Source organism: Acinetobacter sp. 25-47-122 (assembly GCF_056779695.1).
Window position 1 is genome coordinate 1 of the sequence record NZ_JBWYIJ010000001.1, and the last position, 24,645, is coordinate 24,645.

The following is a 24,645-nucleotide window of genomic DNA, read 5'->3' on the forward strand; positions in this document are numbered from 1 at the left end:
TCATCCGCAGATTATGCATGAATATTTAAAATTCTTCGGTACAAATAATCAGCAAGAAATAGATCGTTTTTTGATTTATGAAAGAGATCTATTCTACAATTTAAAAAAAATTTTACTCTACAAAATGCTTTATTTAATTGTTTATTGAAATAGTAGAATTAACTTATAGAGGGCTTTTGATAAAAATCTGCCTCACTACTTGTGAGTGACTGTTTGGATATATTCCGTTATTGAACAAAATAGTCATTATTAAGTTTTATTTATACAAATTATCATTAAAGCAAAAAAATTAGCTGAGTATTCAAAGGATTGTCACATTTCTTTCATATCATGACATGGTTCAATTATGAACATATTATAATGAAAGGAGTTTAAAATGAATAAGTTAATTTTATCATCCCTACTTTTAGGTTTGTCTGTTCCAGCGCTCGCTGACTTTAATTGTAACGGTGTAATTAAGAATAAAACCATTGATGACAATATAAAAGTGAAACAACCATGTACGCTTGATCAAGTTACGGTCAAAGGCAATGTAATGCTCTATTCAAATACGCAAGCAACTATTTTAAATAGCACGATTGATGGTAACCTCGAATCTAAAGGAAATTTTGGTCAAGTGACGGCTAAAAACAATAGCATTGACGGCAATATTCAACTTGAAAAAGGTAAAACGATCCAACTGCACAATAACCGTGTAGATGGCAATATTGAACTTAAAGAAAATCGTTCAAGCATTCAGGTTACTGCAAATCAGGTCGATGGTAATTTAAAATGTGAGTCAAATAGCCAAACTCCAAAAGGCGGACAAAACCGCGTTAAGGGTGACAAAGAAGGACAATGTCGTAGCTTGTAATCATTTATTCGATCAGCATCAACTTAAAGATTCATTAACTGAGCTTTAAATTCGAATTTAAAGAAAGCCACCTTAAGGTGGCTTTTTTTTACGCAGTTAAGAAATAACCTGCAATTAAAAATAGGATTTGAAGACTGGCCACAAAAGCGAATAGCTTCCAGCCTTTTTGCCTCAACTCGTGTTTGTTCAGTATCATCATTGTTTTGGTCATATCGTCACCTCATACCTGAGTTAAAAACGAACCGCATTAAATTCTTACTTATTATGGTTAGCTATATGTCCAATAAACACACTTGTCCTAACCTCTATATAAAAGCAAAAACCAAACCAAGTCCAGTGGGAGAAAGATTTTGAAACCAAATCTATAAAAACAAAAAACCACCAAAATGGTGGCTGAATAAGCTCATGTTAGCGAATCTAAATTTATTTTTCCATAAGGTAAATTTAAGATACTATTTAACAATGCTTTTTATTAATAAATTTATTCATTATTTTCTTTTAAGCTCCACGTTGAAAATAAACAAACTGACATTGTTCCAGCTAAATTGACTGCCAATTCAGCATGACGCGATGCAGGCTTAAAATTCTTTTTGCCCTGACCATGTGCATCCCCTACTTTGTTTCTCAATGATCCTAAGCCTCCAATCACTGAACTACATCCTCCAAGAATCTGTTTAAAAGTTTGTTCTGTGTGTTGAGAAGGTGCTAAATTTAATTCTTTACTGACTAATCTGTATAGTTGATTAATATCAGGCGCATTTCCGTAGTCAATTTGATGTTCATCAAGAATATATTTACAAGTCGACTCTAAAAGTGTCCTTGCTAATGTAATAGCACCATCAGGATCAGTTACTCTCCGCTCTAATGCTTTCTGCCATATTTGATGAATATAATCAGAACTTAATTCGTTAATTCTCAACTCCACTACTTGATCTAAGGGAGAAGTATTTCTACTTTCTAAAACATTCAATAACTCTTTAAATTCTGAATAAATATAATTCTCACGTTCCACATAAGATTTAAAATCCCATTTAATTCTTGCTTCAAACTCATCTAAGGTATTTGTATCTTTAACAATAAATGGAATATATCCATAAAGGTTTTTTATCAGCAATTCTTTTCTAAGCTCTTGAAATGCCTCTGAGGTACCTTTTTCATAACTATCTGTAGCCCTAGCTATTAGCAATTCACGCAAGTGTAATACTTTTTAAATTAGACCAGACATTTGAGAACTCTTTATTTTTTTTCAACTCAATTCTACATCTTCAAAACAATAATTTACCTATGAAAAAGCCACCTTATGGTGGCTTTTTCAATCTATTGATTTAATCAACCAATAAACTTACGAGCATTACGGAACATACGTAACCATGCACCATCTTGATCCCAATCTTCAGGTTTCCAAGAGTGCTGAATCGCACGGAAATTACGCTCTGGATGAGGCATCATAATCGTCGCACGACCATCAGTTGAAGTCACACCTGTAATTGCTTCAGGTGAGCCGTTCGGGTTCAATGGGTAATGTTGAGTTGGATTACCTTGGCTATCAACATAACGTAAAGTCACTTGATTACCCGCATTCAATGCAGCAATAGAGCTGTCCGCTGCAACAACGCGACCTTCACCATGCGCCACAGCAATTGGTAAAATCGAACCTTCCATACCTTCTAACAGTACAGATTTAGATTTTTCAACACGAACGTTTACAGCTCGCGCTTCAAACATTTCTGATACGTTACGATGGAAACGTGGCCAGTTTTCAGCACCTGGAATGAGTGGAGCCAATTGAGACAACATTTGGCAACCGTTACAGATACCGAGTGAGAATGTTTCTTGACGGTTAAAGAATTTCTCAAATTGATCACGAAGTTTAGGATTGAACAATACTGACTTCGCCCAACCACCACCAGCGCCTAAAACGTCACCGTAAGAGAAACCACCACATGCCACTAAACCTTCAAATTCATCAAGGCTTACACGACCAGCGAGTAGGTCACTCATATGGACATCGATCGTATTGAAACCGACTTTGTCGAATGCAGCTGCCATCTCGACATGACCGTTTACACCCTGCTCACGCAAGATTGCCATATTCGGACGACGTGTATTGATATACGGTGCTTCAATTTCTTCATTCAAATCGAATGTCGCTTTTGCAATAAGACCTTTATGATCTTTATTCGCAATTAAACTATATTCTTGATCTGCAGTTTCCACGTTGTCACGTAAACGTTGAATCTGATGTGACACTTCAGTCCACGCTTGTTGCAGTTCAACACGATCAAGCGTTAAACCATTGATCGTTAGCGTATCAGTAGTATTCACTGTACCAACGACACTGATCGCATCTTTTAAGCTTGATGCTGAAACTTCAGCCTGTAGTGCATCCCAATCAGCTTTAGCAATTTGTAATACTGCACCAATTTCTTCAGCAAATAAGCTTGCTACAGATTGATCTTCTAATGCCACACCTAAGCGTGAAGCGAACATCATCTCTGCAACAGTTGCGATTAAACCACCATCACCGATGTCATGGTAAGCCTTGATTAAGCCACGGTTGTTCCAATCTTGCACCAATGCAAAGAATGCTTTGAAGTCATCGAAGCTATCTACGTCAGGCGTTACAGAACCAATTGCTTTATACACTTGCGCAAGGATCGAACCACCTAGACGGAATTGACCTTTAGACAAATCAATACGTACAAGTACTGAATCTAAGTTTTTCAATTCTGGTGTTAATGTCTTACGCACATCAGTCACTGGTGCAAATGCTGTGATCACACCTGACATTGGAGAAGTTACAGACTTAACTTCACCTTCGTCATTCCAAGTCGTACGCATCGATAAAGAATCTTTACCTACAGGAATTGCGATACCAAGCGCAGGACACATTTCCATACCGATGGCTTTTACACCTTCGAATAATGCTTGATCTTCGCCTACTTGACCTGCTGCTGCCATCCAGTTCGCAGACAATTTAATGTCGCTGATTTTCTCGATTTTTGCAGACATGATGTTGGTGATTGACTCAGCCACTGCTAAACGTGCAGATGCCGCAGGATTTAACAATGCTACAGGTGGACGTTCACCCATTGCCATTGCTTCGCCTGTGTAGCCCACTAAACTTGTTGTTGTTACCGCAGCATCTGCTACAGGCACTTGCCATGGACCAACCATTTGGTCACGTGCAACCATACCTGTAATTGAACGGTCACCAATGGTAATTAAGAATGATTTAGACGCAACTGTTGGGTTCTTAATCACACGGTAAATCGCATCTTTAAGATCAGTCACTTTAGCCGCATTAAAGTCATCACCGTGACGTTCGATACAGTCATAGGCGCGGCTCATACGTGGCGTACCACCTAAGATCACTTGCATTGGTACATCAACTGGGTTGTTACCAAACAAAGGATCTTCAACCGTTAAATGACGCGCTTCAGTCGCTTCACCTAATACGGCAAACGGACAACGTTCACGCGCACAGATTGATTCAAATAATTCTAATGAAGATGGACGGATCGCCAATACATAACGCTCTTGCGCTTCATTTGACCAAATTTCCATTGGCGCCATACCTGGCTCCAATGATGGTACTTTACGAAGATCAAGTTTTGCACCTAATTCGTGGTCATTTACCAGTTCAGGCATCGCATTTGAAATACCACCAGCACCTACGTCATGTACAGACACGATTGGGTTGTGGTCTTCCATACGCCAGCAAGTATCAATGACTTCTTGGCAACGGCGTTCCATTTCTGGGTTTTCACGTTGTACAGAAGCAAAGTCTAAGCTTTCGCCCATTGTACCGCTATCTACAGAAGAAGCAGCGCCACCACCAAGACCGATGAGCATTGCAGGACCACCAAGCACGATCAATAAATCGCCCGGTTGGATCGCATCTTTTTCAACGTGGTCAGGACGGATGTTACCGTAACCACCAGCAATCATAATTGGCTTATGGAAACCTTTTACATCACCATTTACATTTTGCTCAAATGTACGGAAGTAACCATTTAACGCAGGACGACCAAATTCGTTGTTAAATGCAGCACCACCCAATGGACCTTCAATCATAATTTGAAGTGGAGATGCCATACGAGATGGTTTACCGTAGTTTTCTTCCCATGGCTGTTCAAAGCCTGGAATATTCAAGTTAGATGTAGTGAAACCTGTTAAGCCTGCTTTTGGCTTACCACCACGACCTGTTGCACCTTCATCACGGATTTCACCGCCCGAACCTGTTGCCGCACCTGCAAATGGTGCAATCGCTGTAGGATGGTTGTGGGTTTCCACTTTCATTAAGATGTGGGCAGCTTGGCTCTTGTATTTATAAACATAATGACCATTTTCATCTTTTTTTGGATAAAAACGTTGCGTATCAAAACCAACAATCACTGAAGCATTGTCTTTATATGCTGACAATACATCTGTAGGTGATTCTTTATAGGTATTTTTAATCATTTGGAACAATGACAATGGTTGGACTTCTCCATCAATTGTCCATTCTGAACCAAAGATTTTATGACGACAATGCTCAGAGTTCGCTTGTGCAAACATCATGAGTTCAATGTCATGCGGATTGCGACCTAACTTGATAAATGCATCAGTTAAGTAATCAATTTCTTCATCCGATAAAGCAAAACCAAATTCAGAGTTTGCTTTTACGAGCGCTTCTTTACCTTGACCTAAAATATCAATCGAGTTCAGCGGTTTTGGCTCAGTTTCAGTGAATAAAGCAGCAGCATCTTCAATTTGATTGAAAACACTTTCTGTCATTCGGTCATGCAGAATTTGCTTAATTTCATTTGAAACGTCTTTTACACCCTTCAAAGTAAACAAAACACCGCGTTCAAGACGATGAACCGGTGTGTTGCAGTTCGCGAAAATATCGGTCGCTTTTGAAGACCACGGCGAAATTGTGCCTACGCGTGGAGTGACTAAGATTTGAATCTCATCTGTGGCTGCTTGGCGTAATTCAAATGACGCACCATCATTTAGAAGCTGTAAAGCTGATTGCTGTTGTTGCTCGTTGAGCGCTTGGTCGAATAAATAAACCCATTGACTTTCTATTGATTGAACCGAACTAATTGACTGTAAACGAGTTAATAGTTGCGTTTGCTTAAAAGAAGAGTGTGCTGGTGCACCGGCCACGATAAACATGCTGATTTTGGCTCCACGGGATGGTCTTTTGAACCATGCCACAATGTGACTTGAAGAGAGCGCATATTCTACTGTGTATTGCAAAATTCAGCTAGATAGCAAAACTGCTTTAAGACATATTTTCGATCGAGTTTACGAATAAATCTTTTTTATTCAGTAAAAAAAATTGAATTGCACCCTATGATGCAATTCAAATGAGATACGCCTAAATAATTCTTCAGTCATCTCAACTATTGAGTGTTGGTGACTTTTAACAGATGTTGAATCGCCTCTAGAGCCATAATCATAGATTTTGGATCAACTAAATCCTTGGTATCACAAGCTTGGTGATAACATGGCGCAAAATCTAAAATTATCTCCCCCTCGTTTGCACCTGGACGTTCTTGTTCATTAAATAAAATGATCGATGTGACCGGCACTTTTCCTAGAAATGGTGATGTGTCGCTTGCTGTTAAAGTGGTGATGTCTTCTTTGATCGTTAAGTTCTTTGCTTTAAAGAATGATTTTAAATGTTCTTCAAGCGCAGTATCTTCTGGATGACTAGGTAAAGACTTTAAGCCATCAATCATTGGTTTATAGTCAGATTCAGATAATCCAGCAGACTTAAACTGGGCTTCTAAATCTTTTAATGAAGATTTATCTACATCAGCAACCAAAATATTCGGATTTTTTGTACCGACCATATCAACATTGATATAAGCCTTTATTCCCTTCAGCTGTTCAGGTGTCATTTTAGCAACAAAATCTTGCGAACCTCCGATACCATCTTCTTCAGAATCCCAAAATGCAAGGTAAATTGTATTTTGAGGATGATTTTCAGATTTTGAATAATGTTGTAATAGCTCTAATAGAACGGCTACACCTGTACCATTATCATTGATCCCAGGCCCTGTGGTCACAGAATCATAATGTGCACCGATTATCGTAGCTAAATCAGGATTTTTACCTTTGATTTCGATAATAATATTCTGACCTACGAGCTTATTACGATTTTCAAACGGCAACATCTGAGCGTGCAAACCAGCTTTTTTTGCCTCTTCAATAATATAGGTTGCAGTTGCCTTACCACCATCCGTTCCAACTGCGCGATTACCGCCATGAGCTGCTGCAATATCTTCTAAGGCACTAAGATGACTCATGAGACGTTGTTCGATCAAATTCGAAGTATTGATTTGCGTGGTTACTTGTTGATTTTGATTTGGTGTATGTGAGCAAGCACTCAACATAAAAATACTGGTCATTAATGCTGTTAAACAAAGTATTTTTTTCATTGTCATGTGGATATCAGTTTATTAAGAATTCCATTTTAGAGAAAAACCTTATTCCATCCACAGATTTTTGTAATAAAAAAAGAGCCCGAAGACTCTTTTTATTTATGTTTCTAAATTTTTAATTAACCAAATCGACCCGTAATATATGCCTCAGTCAATTGATGATCAGGTTGAGTAAATACTTTTTCTGTCGAATTCACTTCAATCAAATCACCTAAATGGAAATAGGCAGTACGGTCTGATACACGTGCAGCTTGTTGCATTGAGTGCGTAACGATTGCAATAGTATATTGTGTTGAAAGCTCAGCGATTAACTCTTCAACTTTAGCCGTAGCAATTGGGTCAAGTGCTGAACAAGGTTCGTCCATTAAAATCACTTCTGGCGAAACTGCAATAGTTCGAGCAATACATAGACGTTGCTGTTGACCGCCTGATAAACCAGTTCCAGGCTGATTCAAACGATCCTTAACTTCATCCCACAAGCCCGCTTTACGTAAACTATTTTCAACGATCTCTTCTAAATCATATTTGTCACGTGCTAAACCATGGAGTTTAGGTCCGTATGCAACGTTTTCAAAAATTGATTTTGGGAATGGGTTTGGCTTTTGGAACACCATACCCACTTGCGCACGCAGTAATACTACGTCGAGATTAGGATCATAGATATCTTGATTATCCAACATGACTTTACCCGTCACACGACAACTATCAATCGTGTCGTTCATACGATTTAAAGTACGTAGGAATGTTGACTTACCACATCCAGATGGACCAATAAAAGCAATCACTTCATTTTGGTAAATATTAAGATCAATGCCTTTAATCGCTTCAGATTCACCATAATAAACATGAACATCAGTTGTGCTCAATTTTACAACATCCGATTTTGCTTCTTTTTTATTTTCGCTTTGCGTGTCAAATTGTGAAACAAACGAAGTTGACGTTTTTTGATTTGCATCTTGAGATGTAAATTGTGTTTGATCTGAATTCACTGATTGATCCTTTTTTAAGGAATTTTGAGTTACTTGCGAAGTTACTGTATTCATATTTTACTCCGACTACCAACGGACTTCAAATTTCTTACGTAACCAGATCGCTAAACTATTTAAGCTAATCATCATCGCAAGGAGAACAATAATGGCTGCAGCAGTACGACCTTCGAAGAAGTTACGAAGTTCATTACCCTGCCACAAGAAAATCTGTACAGGCAGCGCTGTAGATTGATCGAATGGGCTTGCTGGAACACTGGCTACAAAAGCACTCATACCAATCAGCAATAACGGCGCTGTCTCACCCAATGCTTGAGCCACACCAATAATCGCACCTGTTAAAATACCTGGTAATGCCAAAGGCAGGACGTGATGAAAAACAGTTTGCAGTCTTGATGCACCCAATCCTAATGCAGCTTGGCGAATCGAAGGTGGAACGGCTTTTAAAGAAGCTCGTGTCGTAATAATCACCGTTGGCAATGTCATTAAACTTAACACAAGACCACCTACCAAAGGGGCAGATAATGGTAAATGCATCCAACCAATAAAAATTGCAGCACCAAGTAAACCGAATACAATCGATGGAACAGCAGCCAAATTATTGATATTGACTTCTACAATATCTGTAATCCAGTTCTTTGGTGCGAACTCTTCAAGATAGATCGCAGATGCAACGCCGATTGGAATCGAAATAAAGATTACAATTAACATCATGAACAATGAGCCCATGAATGCACCAGCTAAACCAGATGTCGCTGGTGAACTACGAGAGTCAGGACTCGTGAAAATATTCGTGTTAAATGAATTTTCGATGACACCTTTAGCCTTGAGTTCATCGGCAATTTGACGAATCTCAGGACTAAGTTGTTGCTGTTCATCTGGCAATGAGCGATCAATATTACCTGCAAGCCACACATCAATATTTGCGTCAGCAAGGATTTTTACATCGACTGTTTTACCAACCAAGCTTGGATCATTCATCACCATATCACGGATACGATATGCTTCAGAGCTCGTATAGATATAGCTTAAATCATCACGTTCTGCTTCGAGTTGAGGATCTTGTTTGATCATGGCATTGATGATCAATGCATCCCAATCCACCATGCCAACTTCAGTCTGCCACTCAATAAAGCGTTCTTCATACTGAGCTGGATTCTCACCTTCAGCTAGTACAGGCTTTGGACCAACTTCAACAATCTTTGGATCGAAATAGATTGGCAAATTCATGCTACTTTGCCAAAAAGCAGGCAAGCCTTTCGCTAAAATACTACCGAATAGCAATACTACGAAGAATAAGCCAGCAATCACTGCTGAAAAACCGAAGAAACGGAACGTCTTTTCTTTACGATGACGTTTAGCTAAAGAATTCTGAATAGTCTTCTTACGCTTTTCTCTAAGCTGCTCAGCTGTTGCTGAATCAACTGTCTCGAGAGTATTAGGATTAGAAGTACTCATTAGTCGTATTGCTCACGGTATTTACGCACGATGTAAAGTGCAACAATGTTCAAACCTAAAGTAATCACAAACAATGTAAGTCCTAGTGCGAAAGCGACTAATGCTTGCGGACTTGCAAAGTCAGTATCACCTGTTAATTGATTAACAATCGTAATCGTTACGGTCGAAACAGCTTCTAATGGATTTGCGTGTAAAAGAGGACTGTTACCAGCTGCTAGAACTACGATCATAGTTTCGCCAATTGCACGGGAAGCAGCCAATAAAAATGCACCAATAATGCCAGGCAACGCTGCTGGAATGACCACTTTACGAATCGTTTCAGATTTGGTCGCCCCTAATCCTAAAGATCCATCACGTAATGCTCGAGGCACTTGAGTAATAATGTCATCAGATAAAGATGACACAAAAGGAATGATCATGATTCCCATGACAAAACCTGCAGTGAGCGCACTCGTTGCGTTGATATCAATACCAACCATTGCCCCTACAGTTTTAATAAATGGGCCAATAATCATAAGCGCGAATACACCATAAACGATCGTTGGAATACCCGCTAACACTTCAATGGTCGGTTTTGCCCAAGAGCGGAAGCGTGGAGAAGCATATTCAGCCAAATAAATCGCGATCATTAAACCTACTGGTACAGCAACCAATAGTGCGATCCCACTGACCATGAGCGTACCCCACAACAATGGAAGTAAACCATAGCTACCCTCTGCACTTCCCGAAGTACTGAAACCTGGGTTCCACTCTGTACCAAAGAAGAAATCAAAAGGATTGACGAAACTGAAGAAACGCATCGCCTCTCCAAACATCGACATTACAATCCCTAGTGTTGTAAGAATCGCGACACCAGAACATAAAGCTAAGCCAACATTGATGACTTTCTCGACTTGATTACGCGCTCTAAAATCTTGGCTAATTCTTTTTTTAGCCCATACCAAACCTGCCAATGCAGCGCAAATAACAACTGCTAATTTTGCAAAAGAGCCAATAGTTGAAAATTTACTCAGTTGCTCTGCAGCAGCAACTTCATATGCCGTTGCCGTGTCACTGACACCAAATCCGGACGCAATTGCTTGAACACGGTCAACAACTACGTTTAGGCTTGCTGGATCTAGACTTGCTTTAATATCCTGTGGCAAATGATTAAGCACCACCTGCTCCAAGATCGTTGGCTCAACCAAGTTCCAAACAATCAAAATTAAAAATGCAGGGATACCACACCACAACGCAACTAATGCCCCATAGTAACCAGGACGTGAATGCAAAGCGGCAGAGTTATTTCCCTGACCTGCTAAGTTACGGCTTTTGCGTAATCCGATTTGATAGGCAATGGCGATGATCGCCAATAACACACCTATAAGTAGCAGATTCATGTATTCTCCACTGTCTTTTCAATTTTCATGGTTTGAAAAAACTTTTTTCAATGAAAAAACCAATGGCAGGATAATTCCTGCCATTAGTTTGTCGTTTGATTACTTAACAGCTTTACCTGCTTTAAAGTTTGCCAAAATTGCTGCGCGTTCTTTGTCAGAGAGTGAAATTAATCCCGCTTTTTCTAACTTAGAACCTTTACCTGAAACACGCTTGTTTAAGAAATATTCAGTAAACTGTGGTAAACCTTTGATTGATTTCAAATGCTCACCTTTTACGTAGAAGAATAAAGGGCGTGATACAGGGTAAGAACCATTTAAAATCGTGTTTTCAGACGGTGCCACATTGTTCACAGTTGCAACGCGTAAACGGTCACGGTTTTGATCATAGAAACCTAAACCAAACACACCAACAGCGCTCGGAGAAGTTTTTAAACGTGCAAGTGTTTCTGTATAGTCACCCGCAATTTCGACAACACGACCATCTTTACGGAATGTTGTACAAGCTTTCTTTTTCGCATCTTTATCTAAAGCTTTAATAGCAGCATACGATTCACAACCAGCGTCCACCATTTTCTCCTGGAAGACTTCACGTGTACCATGATTCGAAGCAGGGATTACAAGCGTGATAGGCTCATTTGGTAATGATTTATCAATTTGATTCCAACGTGTATATGGGTTTTTTACCATTTTACCGTTTGAAGGTAATTCAGCTGCCAAAGCTGCAAATACATGTTGCGGACGTAATTTATAAGCTGCTTTGTTAGCATTTGAAGCAAATACGATACCGTCGTAACCGATTTTTATTTCTAATACTTGGTTAACGCCATTTTTCTTACATTCGGCTAATTCGCTCGATTTGATTGCACGAGATGAGTTAGCAATATCGATTGTGTTGTCACCAACACCATTACAAAATTGTTTTAGACCACCAGACGAACCGCCTGAACCAACTACTGGTGTTTTGAATTGAGGGAAATTATTACCGAATTCTTCAGCCACAATACTTGCATATGGCAATACTGTAGAAGAACCCGCAATTTGAATTGTGTCACGTGCTGCATTTGCGGTTGTTGCTACAGCTGCCCCAGAAAGTGCTAATGCAATTGCAATATTTGTAAAGCGCATCATGTTATCTCTCAATTTATGCAAATTTGGAGTACGCTACTTTTTATTGAAGTATTGTACTTATTTCGATACATGCATTTTGATTTGATAATATGACAATAAGGTTACAGCTTTATTACGATTTTATTATTTTTATTACACCAACCTACTTATTTATTTTTTAATTATATTTCAATAATTTATAATAATTACGATTAAATACTGATATTTTTATTACATACTTATTCTTTAATAATTATCCCCCCCTAATTCTGCATAAAGGTTCTTTAATCATGATCTAAAAATATGTCAAAGTTATGAATTTTTGATATCAAAAAAGCGCTCAATTGAGCGCTTTTTTCACAAACAATCTATTAATCGATTGGTGGCGTATATGTACCATCAGCAATTGAAGCTTTGATACGATCAGACTCAGCCAGTACAAGCGCAAGCAAGTTCTTCACATTGTCTAAAGTTGCCACTGGACTTAAAGTTGTCATTTTCAATGATTGAACCTGACCGACTTTAGTCACCCCAATATTCGCTTCACCACGTGCAAACAATTCATCCGCAACGTTTTGATTCAGTGTATCGAGTAATTCTGTTGGATAACCTTCAGGAATTACACGGAACAAGACTGATGCAAATTGTGGCTCAACCAATAACTCTAAACCGTCCGATGCTTTAATATAATCTGCAACATCGCGCGTTAAAGTTACACCGTGGTCAATCATAGAACCGTAAAGTTCTTCACCGAGTGCTTCAATCGTCATCCACAATTTCAACGCATCAAAACGACGTGTTGTTTGTAGCGATTTAGACACTAAGTTTGGTACACCATGCTCTTCATCATAAGCAGAGTTTAAGTATTCCGCTTCATAATGCATAAAGCGATAGTTCGCTTCATCTTTAAGTAAGAATGCACCACAAGAAATCGTTTGGAAATAGTGCTTATGGAAATCAAGTGTGATTGAGTCAGAAAGCTCGATACCATCTAACAAATCACGGTGATTATTAGATAGGATTAAAGCACCGCCCCATGCTGCATCGATATGCATCCACGCGCCGTACTTGTTGGTGATTTCACGGACTTTCTTCAATGGATCAATTGCACCCGCATCGGTAGTACCTGCAGTTGCAACCACACATGCCACAATTTTACCTTCATTTTGAAGGTGTGCCATGGTTTTCTCTAGTGCATCCATGTCCATTCGCGCATTTTCGTCGACAGGCACAGTCACTACAGATTGGAATCCCATTCCCATCATCGCCATGTTCTTTTGCACAGAAAAGTGAGCATTTTCAGAACAAATGACTTTAACGTTACGCATCGCTTCCGCAGGTACGCCATCACGCTGAACAGACCACGGATTGCCGTTTTCGTCTTTCCAGTTTTTCGCGATACATGCATCACGTGCAAGCAATACACCCATCAAGTTTGACTGCGTACCGCCAGAGGTGAACACACCTGCTTGACCTGCACCATAACCAACTTTTTGACGAAGCCAATCGATCAACTGAACTTCCATCAATGAACCTGCAGGGCTTTGATCCCATGAGTCCATCGATTGGTTAGTTGCGTTAATGAGAACTTCTGCGATTTGGCTAGTGACCATAGTAGGACAATGCAAATGTGCCAAAGAATGAGGATGATGTACTTTTAAGCTTTTGTTGAGGAATAACTCAACCATACGCTCTAATGACTTTTCTACACCCAATCCTTCTTTAGAAGGATTAAATGCAATTGCACTGCGAAGCTCTTTAATGCTACCGCCTGTGTACATTTTGTCATTTTGTAACCAAGCTGCTACTGCTTGAGTTGCCTGATCCATTGCTGACGTATAGTCAGCAATGGATGCAGCATCATTACAGAGCAAAGCTTTACGGTGTTCTGCAAAATCTACCATGAATTAAGCGCCTCGTACCGCAACTAAAGCTTCAGAAATTGCTTTCTTAAAGCGCACAATTACTTCTTCACATTCAGCTTGGTTAATAATTAATGGGCAAAGTAGACGAATCACTGTACCGTTACGTCCACCCTTTTCTAACAACAATTTGTTGTTGAAACACGCTGCTTGGATTGCAGCAGCCAATTGACCATCTGCAGGAAGTGAACCCATATGGTCAGCAGGTTTACGCTCATCAACGATTTCGATACCGATCATTAAACCGCGGCCACGTACATTACCGATACATGGGAATTCTGCAGCTAATTTCTTCAATTCAGCTTGAAGGAAATCACCACGCTCTTGTGCGTTTTGCGCAAGATTTTGTTCTTTGATCGTTTTGATCGTAGCAAGACCAGTACCCATAGCCAATTGGTTACCACGGAAAGTACCCGTGTGACCTGCAGGCTGCCAAGCATCAAACTTACGCTTAATACCAAGTACCGCAAGTGGTAAGCTTCCACCTACTGCTTTCGACATCACTACAACATCAGGTTCGATACCCGCGTGTTCAAAGGCAAACATTTTTCCTGAACGCGCGAAACCAGCTTGTACTTCATCAAGAATTAAAACGATGTTGTGCTTTTCAGTCACTTCACGAATTTTTTTCAACCATTTCACAGGTGCTGTAACCACACCACCCTCACCTTGAATGGCTTCAAGAATAACTGCAGCAGGCTTAGTCACACCGCTTTCAACATCTTCGATGAAGTTTTCAAAGAAATAAGTAAGCGCGTCAACCCCAGCTTCACCGCCTAAACCTAGCGGGCAACGGTATTCATGTGGATACGGCATGAATTGAACGCCTGGCATTAAACCATTAACAGCGTTTTTAGCAGACAAATTACCTGTCATTGCTAATGAGCCATGAGTCATACCATGGTAGCCACCAGAGAAGCTAATCACAGTGCCACGGCCAGTATATGTTTTTGCAAGTTTAATTGCTGCTTCTGTACCATCTGCACCAGATGGACCACAGAACTGTAGGCAGTACTCTTCTTTACCACCCGGTAATTCAGCAAGTAAAGCTTCAGTAAAAGCATCTTTTAAAGGTGTCGTTAAATCCAAAGTATGTAATGGAAGACCACTCGCTAAAGTGTCTTGAATACTTTGAATGACCGCAGGATGATTATGGCCCAAAGCCAATGTTCCTGCCCCAGCTAAACAATCGAGGTACTCTGTACCTTCAACATCAGTAACCCAGCAACCTTGTGCTTTTGCTATCGCTAACGGCAATTTACGTGGATAGCTACGAACATTAGATTCCATCTGACTTTGGCGAGTCAAATAGTATTCGTTAGTAGAATTAGGTGCAGGATTTACAGAAGAAACGCTCATATCGAATTACCATCTCTGATATGGGTTAATAGAAATAAGTCGGGTGACTTGCGGTCCTTTGACTCGGTGCTTTATAGAGTTCTAGTTAGCCTATTGTGTAGAGTTATAACTAGAGGGCGCGATGATAACGAATTTTGAAATAAAATAAATAGATTTCTATCGTTTTCACCAGCAGATTCTAAAATATTAATGTGACAAATAGATAACTTGTATAGATTTCAAACTGTACCACTTCTATTTTAGATAAGTTTGAACTTGAGCTAAAGTAAAACAGTCCAAATTATGCAAAAAATGTTCAATTTTTTTGCTGATTTGAACTGACTTTTTCAGTATTCCTAAATTCGAGCTTGGGCTAAAGCATACTTTTGTAACATTATGAATCTTATATATTCATGTAGTTGTACGTGTGTGATTAAAACCACTTTTTTTCACTCATTTTTTTAAGAATAGTTTCAAGAGCTCTCGATTAAAATACATCAGCAAACCCATCATCACAACGACAATCCCCCACAAGGCTTCATTATGAATAATTTCATTATTTAAGGATGCCCCCAAAATTAGGGCGATGACTGGCGTCATGACATTACTCAAAGACACTGTCGACGCTGCTAAACGGCGGATTAACCAAAAATAGCACAGCATCGCAACAATTGATGACATGATCATTGTGAATAAAAAACCCACCATCGCTTGCGTACTTGGTAGCACAGTTGGGATTTGTTGCCAAATGAATGGAATGATTAAGAGTGATCCTAAAGCTGAAAAGATTAAGGAACCTGTCGCCTGACTCATGGGGCTTAAAGGTGCATTAATTTGTTTGACCCAAAAAATCGAACTGATATACGACACCATACTGATCAGCATCAAAACCACACCCCAAGGATTGACTCGCTCATCTGCAGATTCTGCGAAAACAAATGTGAGACCTAATACGGCAATGACCATTCCACTCCATTGTAAAATAGACAACTTATGTGTTTTTAGGATGAGATGCCCAATGAGACCTGCAATCAATGGCGAAAATCCGAAGATCAGTGCCATTAAGCCTGAAGTTAAATAATTCGCTGCCAAGTAGATAAATAACTGCGCACCTATTAAATTTAGGCTACCAGCCACATAACTTTTCAGCGATACATGATCAAACGGGAGTGGATCACGCATCATTTTGAGCAACGCCAAAGCAATTATAGATGCACCAAAGTATCGAATGATGAGCACCCACATTGGATGAATTTCTGCAACACTCCATACAATGGCAAGTGGCGTTGCAGCCCATATCAATACCAATAAGGCAAATATACTCGCAACGACCATTATATTCGCGGAACTAGAATTCATAATTTGCTCAAAATTAAATCAATATTTTCTTAGGCACATAAAAAACAGACCTAAGTTACCCTAGGTCTGTTGCACAATCATGCCGAGTTTACTTCACAAGTTTACGAAGGTCTTGGCTAAGATCTAAATATTTATCTGCTTCAAATGCAGCTTGCTTGCTAATCAATTTTTTAAGATGACGCATTTCTTTGGCCGCATTTACAGTGATGCCACCCACGATGATGCCATCAGTCACACCGAACAATACAAATGATGATTCAGCGCGAAGCTCAGGTTTAATCTCACCACGAACGAGCCATTCAGCCGCTGCCATATCACCTACGAATTGGTAGTTGATATCCAACTGATCTGTCCAGAACCATGCTGGATTAGGAGTAGGATGTTCTACACCCATCACATGGCGTGCAAAGATACCTGCTTGAAGATTGGCATTTTCCCAAGTCTCAACACGTCGGTGGTTACCACAGTCACGAAGTTGAGTTGCCACATCACCTGCCGCATAAATGTCAGCATTCGAGGTTTGGCAATTTTCATTTACTTTGATCGCGAGATCAACGTCAAGACCAGCGTCAACTGCCAACTGCGCATTTGGCACAATACCGATACCGTAAACCACAGCATCCGCACGAAGTTCTTCGCCATCGGCTAAAATCACCACGATTTCTTCGCCATCAAGCTTGCACTCTGCAATTGAAGTTGAAAGACGCACATCCACACCCGCCAATTTTTGCTGTTCAAGCAAGAATTCACTCAAGATGCGTGGCGATGAACGCCCCATCACCATTGGACCCATTTCAATGACAGTGACTTCACATTCTTTGAAACGTGCAGATGATGCAAGCTCAAGACCGATTACACCACCACCAATCAGGATGATACGCTGACCTTTTTGTAACACTGGTACAAGGGCTTGTGAATCTTCAAGATTACGCAGCGTGTAAACGTGTTTGCCTAATGCATCGAAGTTTGGAAGACGACGTGCTGCACCGCCAGTTGCAATCAGCAATTTGTCATAAGCAACAACATCACCATTTTGAAGTTCGACAGTTTTGGCTTCAGCGTTGATTTTAACGACACCATTACCACGAATTGCTGTCACACCAAGATCTGCTAATTTCTCTTCAGATAAAATTTCAATCTTGGTTTCTTCAGGTTTTAAAATGACATCTTTTGATAAGGGTGGACGCTCGTAAGGAAGATGCGTTTCATCACCAATTAATGTGATTTTACCTTCATATTTGTTTGCACGAAGCTCAAGGATCGCACTTGCGCCTGCTTGACCCGCACCAACGATGACGATGTTGTTAACATTGCTCATGGGATTAACCTTTTAATTCCGCAGATACGATACCGAAGCCCGCAATCCACTCACTAATGTCTTCATAGCAGTGAGTTGTCATTTCATACTCACCAACTTCGTTCAGTGCAGCAAATGCTGCCATCCAGCAACGCACTTCTTGACCACCACGACCACCTTCGACACGAATTTCTGCCTCAGTCATCGCTTCCATTGCAGCAAAATCTGCTTGTTTGAATTTCTCAAGCAATGCAATATCCCACTCAGGGCTCAGCGGTACTGCAACTGATGTATCTCCAGCAGCGAGTTTCTGACCAACTGCAATAATTTTCGCTTGACGCGCATTACGTGCTTCTTCAGTTGGATTACGACCAGCAATTAAAAACTCTTCAACTTCTGGTGGCACTGAACCCATTTGAGGTGTTGGTGGATCATGAGACAAACCGCCTGTACCCAATACAAGTACACGCTCATTTTCAAGATTAAGTGACTTAATATATTGTCCAACCGCACGACCTAAAGCAATGGTACGCTTTGTGGTTGGCATTGGTGCGGCAGCGCCATTAATAAATATTGGAATCGTTTTATAACGATCAAGTTTACCATCACAAAGGAAGTGTAATGGTTGAGTCACACCATGGTCAGCCTGCATACGATATGAGTATGCAACATCAACACCCTCATCTAGAACTTGACGCACAAGCGCCAAAGCCTTGTCTTCAGGAACATCGATTTTATTGTCAATTTTACCGTAATCCCAGTCACCAGCAGCCGTAGCACGGATACCGACACAGAAACTTGGCATAAGGTCGTAGAAAAAACCGTTAAAATGGTCTGGACCAAAAGTAATGATCAGTGTTGGATCGTAAGCTTTTACTTCAGCAGATAATTGTTCAAAAGCAGCACGTACTTTTTGCTCTTTTGACTGATCTTGAGGTGAAGCAAATTCCATTAAAGGACTGTGCGAAGCACAAATAAGTTTAACGGCCATGAGAGACTCCTTAAAAGGAAGGCAGCCTTAGAACAGGCTGCCGATAAGTCCATTTTTTAGACTAGATTTTATTCGTCAAAGAAACCAGCACGTGGTTGACGTAGACCACGAATACCCAAACCACATTCTGCGTTGATCAGAACTCCAGTTAAAGGTCGGTTATTTTGACGAGATGCCAAGAGCACATATGAACCTGTCATTTCTTCAGGCTCAGGTAAGAAGTTCAAAGGCATACCACGCGCGATTTTCTCAGGATCACGCGCATCTAAAAGACCTAAATTTTCTTGGCCTAATGATGCAGCACCTTTAATGTTTACATTCATACCTGATGGCGCAACAGCATTCACACGAACTTTCGGTGCAAGCTCATACGCCAATTCCTTCATGATGCCTACGCCAGCATGCTTAGACGCTGTGTAAACAGGACCACCACCCGCAGAATATAATGCTGAGTTAGATAATGTGAAGACAATTGAGCCTTCAGATTTAACCAACTCATCAAGTGCAGCTTTTGCACCTAGAATTAATGCTTTCGTATTAATTCCCATGATTTCGTCAAACGCTTTATCAAGTTGCTCACCTGAAGTATTGACGATATCTGCGTAGTGATCCCAGATTCCTGCATTACCAATAAAGCAATCAAGCTTACCAAAACGCTCAACAGTTGCTTTTACAGCACGGACATTGTCTTCATAGTTGGCAACATCACCAGCGATTGCAACAATTTGATCACCAAAGCGTTCTTTTAAAGCATCGACTTTAGATTGTGAACGTTGTAACACACCAACGTGTGCACCTTCTTCAAGGAAGCGTTCAACTAAAGCCCAACCTAAACCAGAACCACCACCTGTGATCAGTGCAACTTCGCCTTTAAGCCAACCCATGATTACTCTCCTGCCATCTCAACGTATAACGCACCATCTTCAACAATCACTGGGAAAGTTTGAATTGGATCTGTCGCTGGTAAACATAATGCTTGACCGGTTTTTAAACAGAAGCGAGCTGAATGCAATGGGCATTCGACAGTGCCATCGTCTTCAAGATAACCTTCTGACATTGAAGCATTACCATGAGAACAACGGTCATTCATTGCGAAGAACTCACCACCATTGTTAAACACTGCAAGCGCATCGATACCGTTAACGCCGCAATCTACTTTCAACGCTTCGCCTTCGTCTAATTCGTCAACTTGGCAAACAAAAATCTTATTCATTAGAAGAATACACTCAGGTTGTGAGAGTTATAGGTAACTTGATCAAGCGTGATCTTACGGTTGAAAATTTGGAAGCCTAGGCCACCTTCAACTTTACGGATCTTGTCATGACGTTTACCACAGTAAATCGTGACATCTTTCTCTTTTTGTGTACGGTACAAAAGATATGTAACGTATACATCGTATTCGCCTTCCACTTCAGTAGCTTCTACGATCACGTTACTCACCATATGAGTTGTACGTGATGGAGGCTCTTCAGCCCAAGCCATACCTGTTTCAAGACGAGCAACACGACGCTCTAAAAGATCTTTCGTATCATTGAACACCCAAGTTGTAGGTGGTTCAATTGAACGACGACGGTCACGTGTTTGAGCATTTGGTGTTGTACGTAGCGTGTAAGAAATATCTTCAGCTAACGTATCTAACCAGTCGCGGAATTTCCAATCGTCAAGCAATTTCGCTTCACGATAGAGGAATTGGCTAATTTGATGGTGAAGTTCTAAACTCACTTGACTCATTTCATAAGCTCCTTCTCATATTCGTCAGCTGCTTTCTCAACATCTTCCCATTTTTCATGGATTAGCAAGTCTGCCCAACGACGGTACATGCCGCGTGCCGCAGTTTCTGAGAAAATGTAGTTGGTGATACCAGGGATACCATCTTCACGAATTTTCTCGTTGCCAAGACCCATTTCCATAATGAGTTTGTTTTGACGCGCTTTGTAACCACGTAATACTTTTTGAATTTCGATCCAGTTTTCAGAGTCATCTTGCTCTAAGAAACCAGCTGGACCAAATGCACGTGTCGCAGAACGTTCAAACGCTTCTTTCACTTCTTGTGACGCTTCAGCATCCGCAATACAGAACGCCCATACTTCAGTTTTGTTTGGACCACGTGGGTGCCATACGCGAAGTGTTGCTGTACCGTTTAACCAAGACAATGTTGGGAACATAGTGTTATGACCAGCAAGACGTAACGCACGAATTTCACCAAGACGCTCTTTAACTTCTTCGTAAGTTTCGCGGAAATAGTTTGCTACTTCACCATCAACCCATACGTTTGCATCTGGTTTCTCTGTAAAGAAGAAGCCTGAACCGTGACCACGTGAACCATATTGGATCGCGTCTTTCGCAGTTTCCCATACCGGACGTGCAGTTTGCGCAGCACCTAGTTTCTTCGAAGATTCGTCATCAGGTTTAGCACCTAATACTTGAATCGCAGATGCGTGAGAGAACAATGCATGATATTGGTCAGATGCAAACTGTTCAGCCGCAAATTTCCAGTTACATTCGATTTCCCACTTATGAACACCACCGATGATCTCAGTACCACCTGGACGACGATCTAATACACCATCTAAGTACCAAGCAATATCACCCATGTATTCTTCAAGGTCTGGAGTTGTTTCATCCCAGCAACCGAAGATTAAGCCTTTATAAGACTTCACACGGTTTACTTCGATCAAACTCCACTTCTCTTTACATGCGCCTTGAGGGAATGCACGATCTTCAAGAGGAATATCTTTAAGAGAGCCGTCTACGCCATAAGACCAACCATGGTATGGACATGTAAACGCACGAGTGTTACCGCAGTCAGCAAAGCTCACGCGCATTGAACGGTGACGACATTGGTTTAATAATGCTTTGATTGAACCGTCTTTTTGACGTACCACGATGATCGGATCTTCACCCATATAGGTATTGAAGAAATCACCAGCCTTTGGAATTTGGCTTTCATGGCAAAGGAATAACCATGTACGACCGAACACACGTTCAAGTTCTAGTTCATAGATATCTGGATCTGTATAAATAGATGGCGTGATACGTCCATTTTGTGCATCGACTAAAGCATCGATTTCGCGCACATCAATTTTCCCACTCATGAAAAGCTCTCCTGTGACTAAATTAGACACAAACTAATAGACTCAACTTTGCAGAGATAATGAGTTTTGAACGAGTTTTGGGGAAATATTTTTTTTGTTTGAATCAAGATGTTTTATCGATAAATTAATCAATAGCTCAATACGTGAATTTTACCATATTTTAATAATAACGTTGATATTTCAATATGCTCAGCCCTACTTCACCGAATATCCATTTGTGAACTATACTCGCACTTGATCATATTTAGACATTATATGAATCAATCTTTGGATGATTTTTTATGGAACTACGACACCTACGATATTTCATTGCTGTGGCAGAAGAACTCAACTTCACCAAAGCAGCCTTGCGCCTTTATACTGCTCAGCCATCATTGAGCCAGCAGATTAAAGATCTTGAAGATGAAATTGGCGTCCCTTTGCTTTATCGTACAAAACGTAAGGTAGAACTCACTGAGGAGGGGCAAGTCTTCCTTGAACAAGCTCGCCTCACGATAGCCCAAGCAGACAAAGCAGTCGCAATGACTCGTCAGATTGCCAAATCTAAACAGCAATTGTTACGTATCGGCTTTGTTCCTGTCGTTGAAATGAAAATTTTTCCTTACGTTCTCCCTAATCTTCGTGTTCAAAACCGGGATTTAAAGATTGAATTGTTAAGCTTAAACAATTCGGATCAGTCAAAAATGTTAAAAAAAGGCGAAATTGATATCGCTTTTACTCGTCAAAATCTATTTAGTGATGAAATCGAAAGTCAATTTGTTTTACGAGAACCTTTGATTTTCTTACTACCCAAAGATCACCCACTCGCTAAATACGATCGCATTCCAGTAAAAGAGCTCGATGGAATCGATTTCATTATTCCTTCTGAACAGCAATCTCAAACCCTAAATAAGATCATTCTAGACTTTGCAAAATACCATCAAATCAACTTAAATATTGTTCAAACTGCAGACAATATCCTCTTTAACATTAATTCTATTGGCATGAACCTGGGCTGTACTTTTCTACCTGGATATATCGCACCGCTGACGATGAACAACACTGTGATTCGCCCGTTAGACGTGGAATTACCTTCAATCGATTTATTTGCGAGCTATAGAAAAAGTACTAACTCAGAAGGCGTCAAAAAATTTATGGACTTACTGAGCTCTGTTTTTTATCTTGATATTAATCGTAATTAATCAATTTTTTCAAATTAATGATCACCGTTAGAAATAGCGGTGATTTTTATTTTTTATTTTAACTGCCCACCTTAGACTTTAGTCTAATAAAGTTTTACAAATATCATCATAAATTCTATGAATTCAGGCTTTAGATTAGACTATTTTTTAAACAACCCATCAACTAACTAGACTTGCTCTACCACTTAAGTCTAATGCATTAAAACAGATCAATGCTCAATATTGATTATCAATATGCAGATTTAAACGTATTAAACACATGTTCTGTATTTTCAGTTTTAAAAAAGAGGATGATTAATTCATCCTCTTTTTTAGTTTTTTAGGATCTTAAATTATTTAACACCATGAACTGCTAGATAATTTTTGATCACCGTATTAAATTCTTCTGCTTTTTCAACTTGCGACCAGTGACCGCACTGACTGAAAATATGTGCATCAGCATTAGGAACGATATTTAAAATGTCCCAAGTACGAGACACAGGAATCACCACATCTTGAGTACCATGAATCAATAATACAGGAACTGTAATATCTTTCATTTTTTCAAAGTCTAATGGGAACTCGAAACGATCACGGTCACGCGCACCCACAACATCCATTAAACGATCAGATGCGTAGTCATTCGCTGCAGAATCAAAACGTACTTTTACCAGCTCATCTGTAATTAAGTCTTTATTTACAACGAACATTGAAAGTGTTTTACGAATACCTTCTTCTGTTAAAACTGGGTTTGCATGCGCTTTTAGGGCTGCAGTTTGTTTTGCACCACCTGTACCCATTGAAACAATACCGAGTACACGCTCTGGATAATCAAGTGCCAATTGGAATGCTAACCAACCACCTAGAGAATTACCTACTAACCATGTTTTTTCAATACCAAGTGCATCAAGAGTACGAATTGCATGATCAACCCATGCACGGATACCGTATTGAGTTCCTGGTGCAACGACAGTTTGACCATAACCAATGGTATCAATTGCGATACAACGCGCTTGCTCACCAATTGCAGGTAAATTCAACCACCAGTTAGCAGCTGCTGATACACCAGTACCAGAACCATGAAGGAATAAAATAGGCGTGCCTTCACCAATTTCATGATAATGGGTTAACTCACCTTCAGCAGTTTCGATCCATTTATCTTCTAAACCAAAGAATGAATCCGTTTTATATTCTGGAATTTGAACAGTGCTCATCATAGTCCTCTAACTGTCTATAACTGATCATATATTTGTGAAACAATCA

20 protein-coding genes are annotated in these 24,645 nt (G+C 40.0%); 2 read left to right on the forward strand and 18 right to left on the reverse strand.

All coding sequences use genetic code 11. The features are described from left to right. The first annotated feature begins 376 nt into the window (after positions 1-376). Positions 377-853 carry a hypothetical protein gene (locus tag AC1M9P_RS00005; RefSeq protein ID WP_481586382.1) on the forward strand — a complete coding sequence of 159 codons (477 nt, stop codon included), beginning with the start codon at positions 377-379 and terminating at the stop codon, positions 851-853. Positions 854-941: 88 nt separating this feature from the next. Here AC1M9P_RS00005 and AC1M9P_RS00010 read toward each other — a convergent pair whose 3' ends face one another. The 17 genes from AC1M9P_RS00010 to hcaE all read right to left on the reverse strand — a co-directional run bounded on the left by AC1M9P_RS00010 (position 942) and on the right by hcaE (position 22,222). Then, a complete protein-coding gene (locus AC1M9P_RS00010; RefSeq protein ID WP_257219859.1) occupies positions 942-1,064 on the reverse strand; it encodes a KGW motif small protein in 123 nt (40 codons plus the stop codon). 270 nt (positions 1,065-1,334) lie between these two features. Next, entirely contained in the window at positions 1,335-2,048 is a 714-nt protein-coding gene (locus tag AC1M9P_RS00015; protein ID WP_481586383.1) for an abortive infection family protein, read from the reverse strand. Positions 2,049-2,182: 134 nt separating this feature from the next. Next, positions 2,183-6,016: a phosphoribosylformylglycinamidine synthase gene (gene purL, locus AC1M9P_RS00020; protein WP_481586384.1), complete on the reverse strand. Its 3,834-nt coding sequence runs from the start codon at positions 6,014-6,016 to the stop codon at positions 2,183-2,185. A 230-nt stretch (positions 6,017-6,246) separates the two neighbouring features. Further along, on the reverse strand, positions 6,247-7,293 hold the full coding sequence (locus AC1M9P_RS00025) for a M20/M25/M40 family metallo-hydrolase (RefSeq protein ID WP_481586385.1): 1,047 nt from the start codon (positions 7,291-7,293) through the stop codon (positions 6,247-6,249). A 116-nt stretch (positions 7,294-7,409) separates the two neighbouring features. Beyond that, the gene (gene pstB / locus AC1M9P_RS00030) at positions 7,410-8,333 is read right to left on the reverse strand and encodes a phosphate ABC transporter ATP-binding protein PstB (protein ID WP_035267112.1); all 924 of its coding nucleotides are present in this window, start codon (positions 8,331-8,333) and stop codon (positions 7,410-7,412) included. Between the two features lie 12 nt (positions 8,334-8,345). After that, positions 8,346-9,734, reverse strand: coding sequence for a phosphate ABC transporter permease PstA (gene pstA, locus AC1M9P_RS00035; protein ID WP_481586386.1), 1,389 nt, complete (start codon positions 9,732-9,734; stop codon positions 8,346-8,348). Continuing rightward, entirely contained in the window at positions 9,734-11,113 is a 1,380-nt protein-coding gene (gene pstC, locus AC1M9P_RS00040; protein ID WP_035267115.1) for a phosphate ABC transporter permease subunit PstC, read from the reverse strand. Before pstC ends, pstA begins: the two co-directional genes overlap by 1 nt. A 99-nt stretch (positions 11,114-11,212) precedes the next feature. After that, entirely contained in the window at positions 11,213-12,238 is a 1,026-nt protein-coding gene (locus AC1M9P_RS00045) for a substrate-binding domain-containing protein (protein ID WP_035267165.1), read from the reverse strand. 353 nt (positions 12,239-12,591) lie between these two features. Further along, entirely contained in the window at positions 12,592-14,124 is a 1,533-nt protein-coding gene (locus AC1M9P_RS00050) for a pyridoxal phosphate-dependent decarboxylase family protein (protein ID WP_481586387.1), read from the reverse strand. Between the two features lie 3 nt (positions 14,125-14,127). Further along, positions 14,128-15,501 carry a diaminobutyrate--2-oxoglutarate transaminase gene (locus AC1M9P_RS00055; RefSeq protein ID WP_035267118.1) on the reverse strand — a complete coding sequence of 458 codons (1,374 nt, stop codon included), beginning with the start codon at positions 15,499-15,501 and terminating at the stop codon, positions 14,128-14,130. Positions 15,502-15,933: 432 nt separating this feature from the next. Further along, a complete protein-coding gene (locus AC1M9P_RS00060; protein WP_481586388.1) occupies positions 15,934-16,839 on the reverse strand; it encodes a DMT family transporter in 906 nt (301 codons plus the stop codon). Positions 16,840-16,927: 88 nt separating this feature from the next. After that, positions 16,928-18,157: a 3-phenylpropionate/cinnamic acid dioxygenase ferredoxin--NAD(+) reductase subunit gene (gene hcaD / locus AC1M9P_RS00065; RefSeq protein ID WP_481586389.1), complete on the reverse strand. Its 1,230-nt coding sequence runs from the start codon at positions 18,155-18,157 to the stop codon at positions 16,928-16,930. 4 nt (positions 18,158-18,161) lie between these two features. Then, positions 18,162-19,127, reverse strand: coding sequence for a 3-carboxyethylcatechol 2,3-dioxygenase (locus AC1M9P_RS00070; RefSeq protein ID WP_035267122.1), 966 nt, complete (start codon positions 19,125-19,127; stop codon positions 18,162-18,164). Between the two features lie 68 nt (positions 19,128-19,195). Beyond that, entirely contained in the window at positions 19,196-20,011 is an 816-nt protein-coding gene (gene hcaB / locus AC1M9P_RS00075) for a 3-phenylpropionate-dihydrodiol/cinnamic acid-dihydrodiol dehydrogenase (RefSeq protein WP_481586390.1), read from the reverse strand. A gap of 2 nt (positions 20,012-20,013) precedes the next feature. Beyond that, the gene (hcaC, locus tag AC1M9P_RS00080; RefSeq protein ID WP_005181999.1) at positions 20,014-20,340 is read right to left on the reverse strand and encodes a 3-phenylpropionate/cinnamic acid dioxygenase ferredoxin subunit; all 327 of its coding nucleotides are present in this window, start codon (positions 20,338-20,340) and stop codon (positions 20,014-20,016) included. Continuing rightward, positions 20,340-20,858 carry a 3-phenylpropionate/cinnamic acid dioxygenase subunit beta gene (hcaF, locus tag AC1M9P_RS00085; RefSeq protein WP_035267127.1) on the reverse strand — a complete coding sequence of 173 codons (519 nt, stop codon included), beginning with the start codon at positions 20,856-20,858 and terminating at the stop codon, positions 20,340-20,342. Before hcaF ends, hcaC begins: the two co-directional genes overlap by 1 nt. Then, positions 20,855-22,222, reverse strand: a complete 1,368-nt coding sequence (hcaE, locus tag AC1M9P_RS00090; RefSeq protein WP_035267128.1) for a 3-phenylpropionate/cinnamic acid dioxygenase subunit alpha — start codon at positions 22,220-22,222, stop codon at positions 20,855-20,857. Before hcaE ends, hcaF begins: the two co-directional genes overlap by 4 nt. A gap of 281 nt (positions 22,223-22,503) precedes the next feature. On the opposite strand from hcaE, the gene hcaR reads away from it, so the two are divergent. After that, a complete protein-coding gene (gene hcaR, locus AC1M9P_RS00095) occupies positions 22,504-23,403 on the forward strand; it encodes a DNA-binding transcriptional regulator HcaR (protein WP_035267131.1) in 900 nt (299 codons plus the stop codon). 332 nt (positions 23,404-23,735) lie between these two features. Here the strand turns inward: hcaR and AC1M9P_RS00100 are convergent, their stop codons facing one another. Then, entirely contained in the window at positions 23,736-24,596 is an 861-nt protein-coding gene (locus tag AC1M9P_RS00100) for an alpha/beta fold hydrolase (protein WP_035267132.1), read from the reverse strand. Positions 24,597-24,645 lie beyond the last annotated feature (49 nt).

Bases quoted from the DNA above. Each gene is read 5' to 3' on its own strand.
- AC1M9P_RS00005 (WP_481586382.1), top strand. From the start codon at position 377: ATGAATAAGTTAATTTTATCATCCCTACTTTTAGGTTTGTCTGTTCCA.
- AC1M9P_RS00010 (WP_257219859.1), bottom strand. From the start codon at position 1,064: ATGACCAAAACAATGATGATACTGAACAAACACGAGTTGAGGCAAAAA.
- purL (WP_481586384.1), bottom strand. From the start codon at position 6,016: ATGTTTATCGTGGCCGGTGCACCAGCACACTCTTCTTTTAAGCAAACG.
- AC1M9P_RS00025 (WP_481586385.1), bottom strand. From the start codon at position 7,293: ATGACAATGAAAAAAATACTTTGTTTAACAGCATTAATGACCAGTATT.
- pstB (WP_035267112.1), bottom strand. From the start codon at position 8,333: ATGAATACAGTAACTTCGCAAGTAACTCAAAATTCCTTAAAAAAGGAT.
- pstA (WP_481586386.1), bottom strand. From the start codon at position 9,734: ATGAGTACTTCTAATCCTAATACTCTCGAGACAGTTGATTCAGCAACA.
- pstC (WP_035267115.1), bottom strand. From the start codon at position 11,113: ATGAATCTGCTACTTATAGGTGTGTTATTGGCGATCATCGCCATTGCC.
- AC1M9P_RS00045 (WP_035267165.1), bottom strand. From the start codon at position 12,238: ATGCGCTTTACAAATATTGCAATTGCATTAGCACTTTCTGGGGCAGCT.
- AC1M9P_RS00050 (WP_481586387.1), bottom strand. From the start codon at position 14,124: ATGGTAGATTTTGCAGAACACCGTAAAGCTTTGCTCTGTAATGATGCT.
- AC1M9P_RS00055 (WP_035267118.1), bottom strand. From the start codon at position 15,501: ATGAGCGTTTCTTCTGTAAATCCTGCACCTAATTCTACTAACGAATAC.
- AC1M9P_RS00060 (WP_481586388.1), bottom strand. From the start codon at position 16,839: ATGAATTCTAGTTCCGCGAATATAATGGTCGTTGCGAGTATATTTGCC.
- hcaD (WP_481586389.1), bottom strand. From the start codon at position 18,157: ATGAGCAATGTTAACAACATCGTCATCGTTGGTGCGGGTCAAGCAGGC.
- AC1M9P_RS00070 (WP_035267122.1), bottom strand. From the start codon at position 19,127: ATGGCCGTTAAACTTATTTGTGCTTCGCACAGTCCTTTAATGGAATTT.
- hcaB (WP_481586390.1), bottom strand. From the start codon at position 20,011: ATGGGTTGGCTTAAAGGCGAAGTTGCACTGATCACAGGTGGTGGTTCT.
- hcaC (WP_005181999.1), bottom strand. From the start codon at position 20,340: ATGAATAAGATTTTTGTTTGCCAAGTTGACGAATTAGACGAAGGCGAA.
- hcaF (WP_035267127.1), bottom strand. From the start codon at position 20,858: ATGAGTCAAGTGAGTTTAGAACTTCACCATCAAATTAGCCAATTCCTC.
- hcaE (WP_035267128.1), bottom strand. From the start codon at position 22,222: ATGAGTGGGAAAATTGATGTGCGCGAAATCGATGCTTTAGTCGATGCA.
- hcaR (WP_035267131.1), top strand. From the start codon at position 22,504: ATGGAACTACGACACCTACGATATTTCATTGCTGTGGCAGAAGAACTC.
- AC1M9P_RS00100 (WP_035267132.1), bottom strand. From the start codon at position 24,596: ATGAGCACTGTTCAAATTCCAGAATATAAAACGGATTCATTCTTTGGT.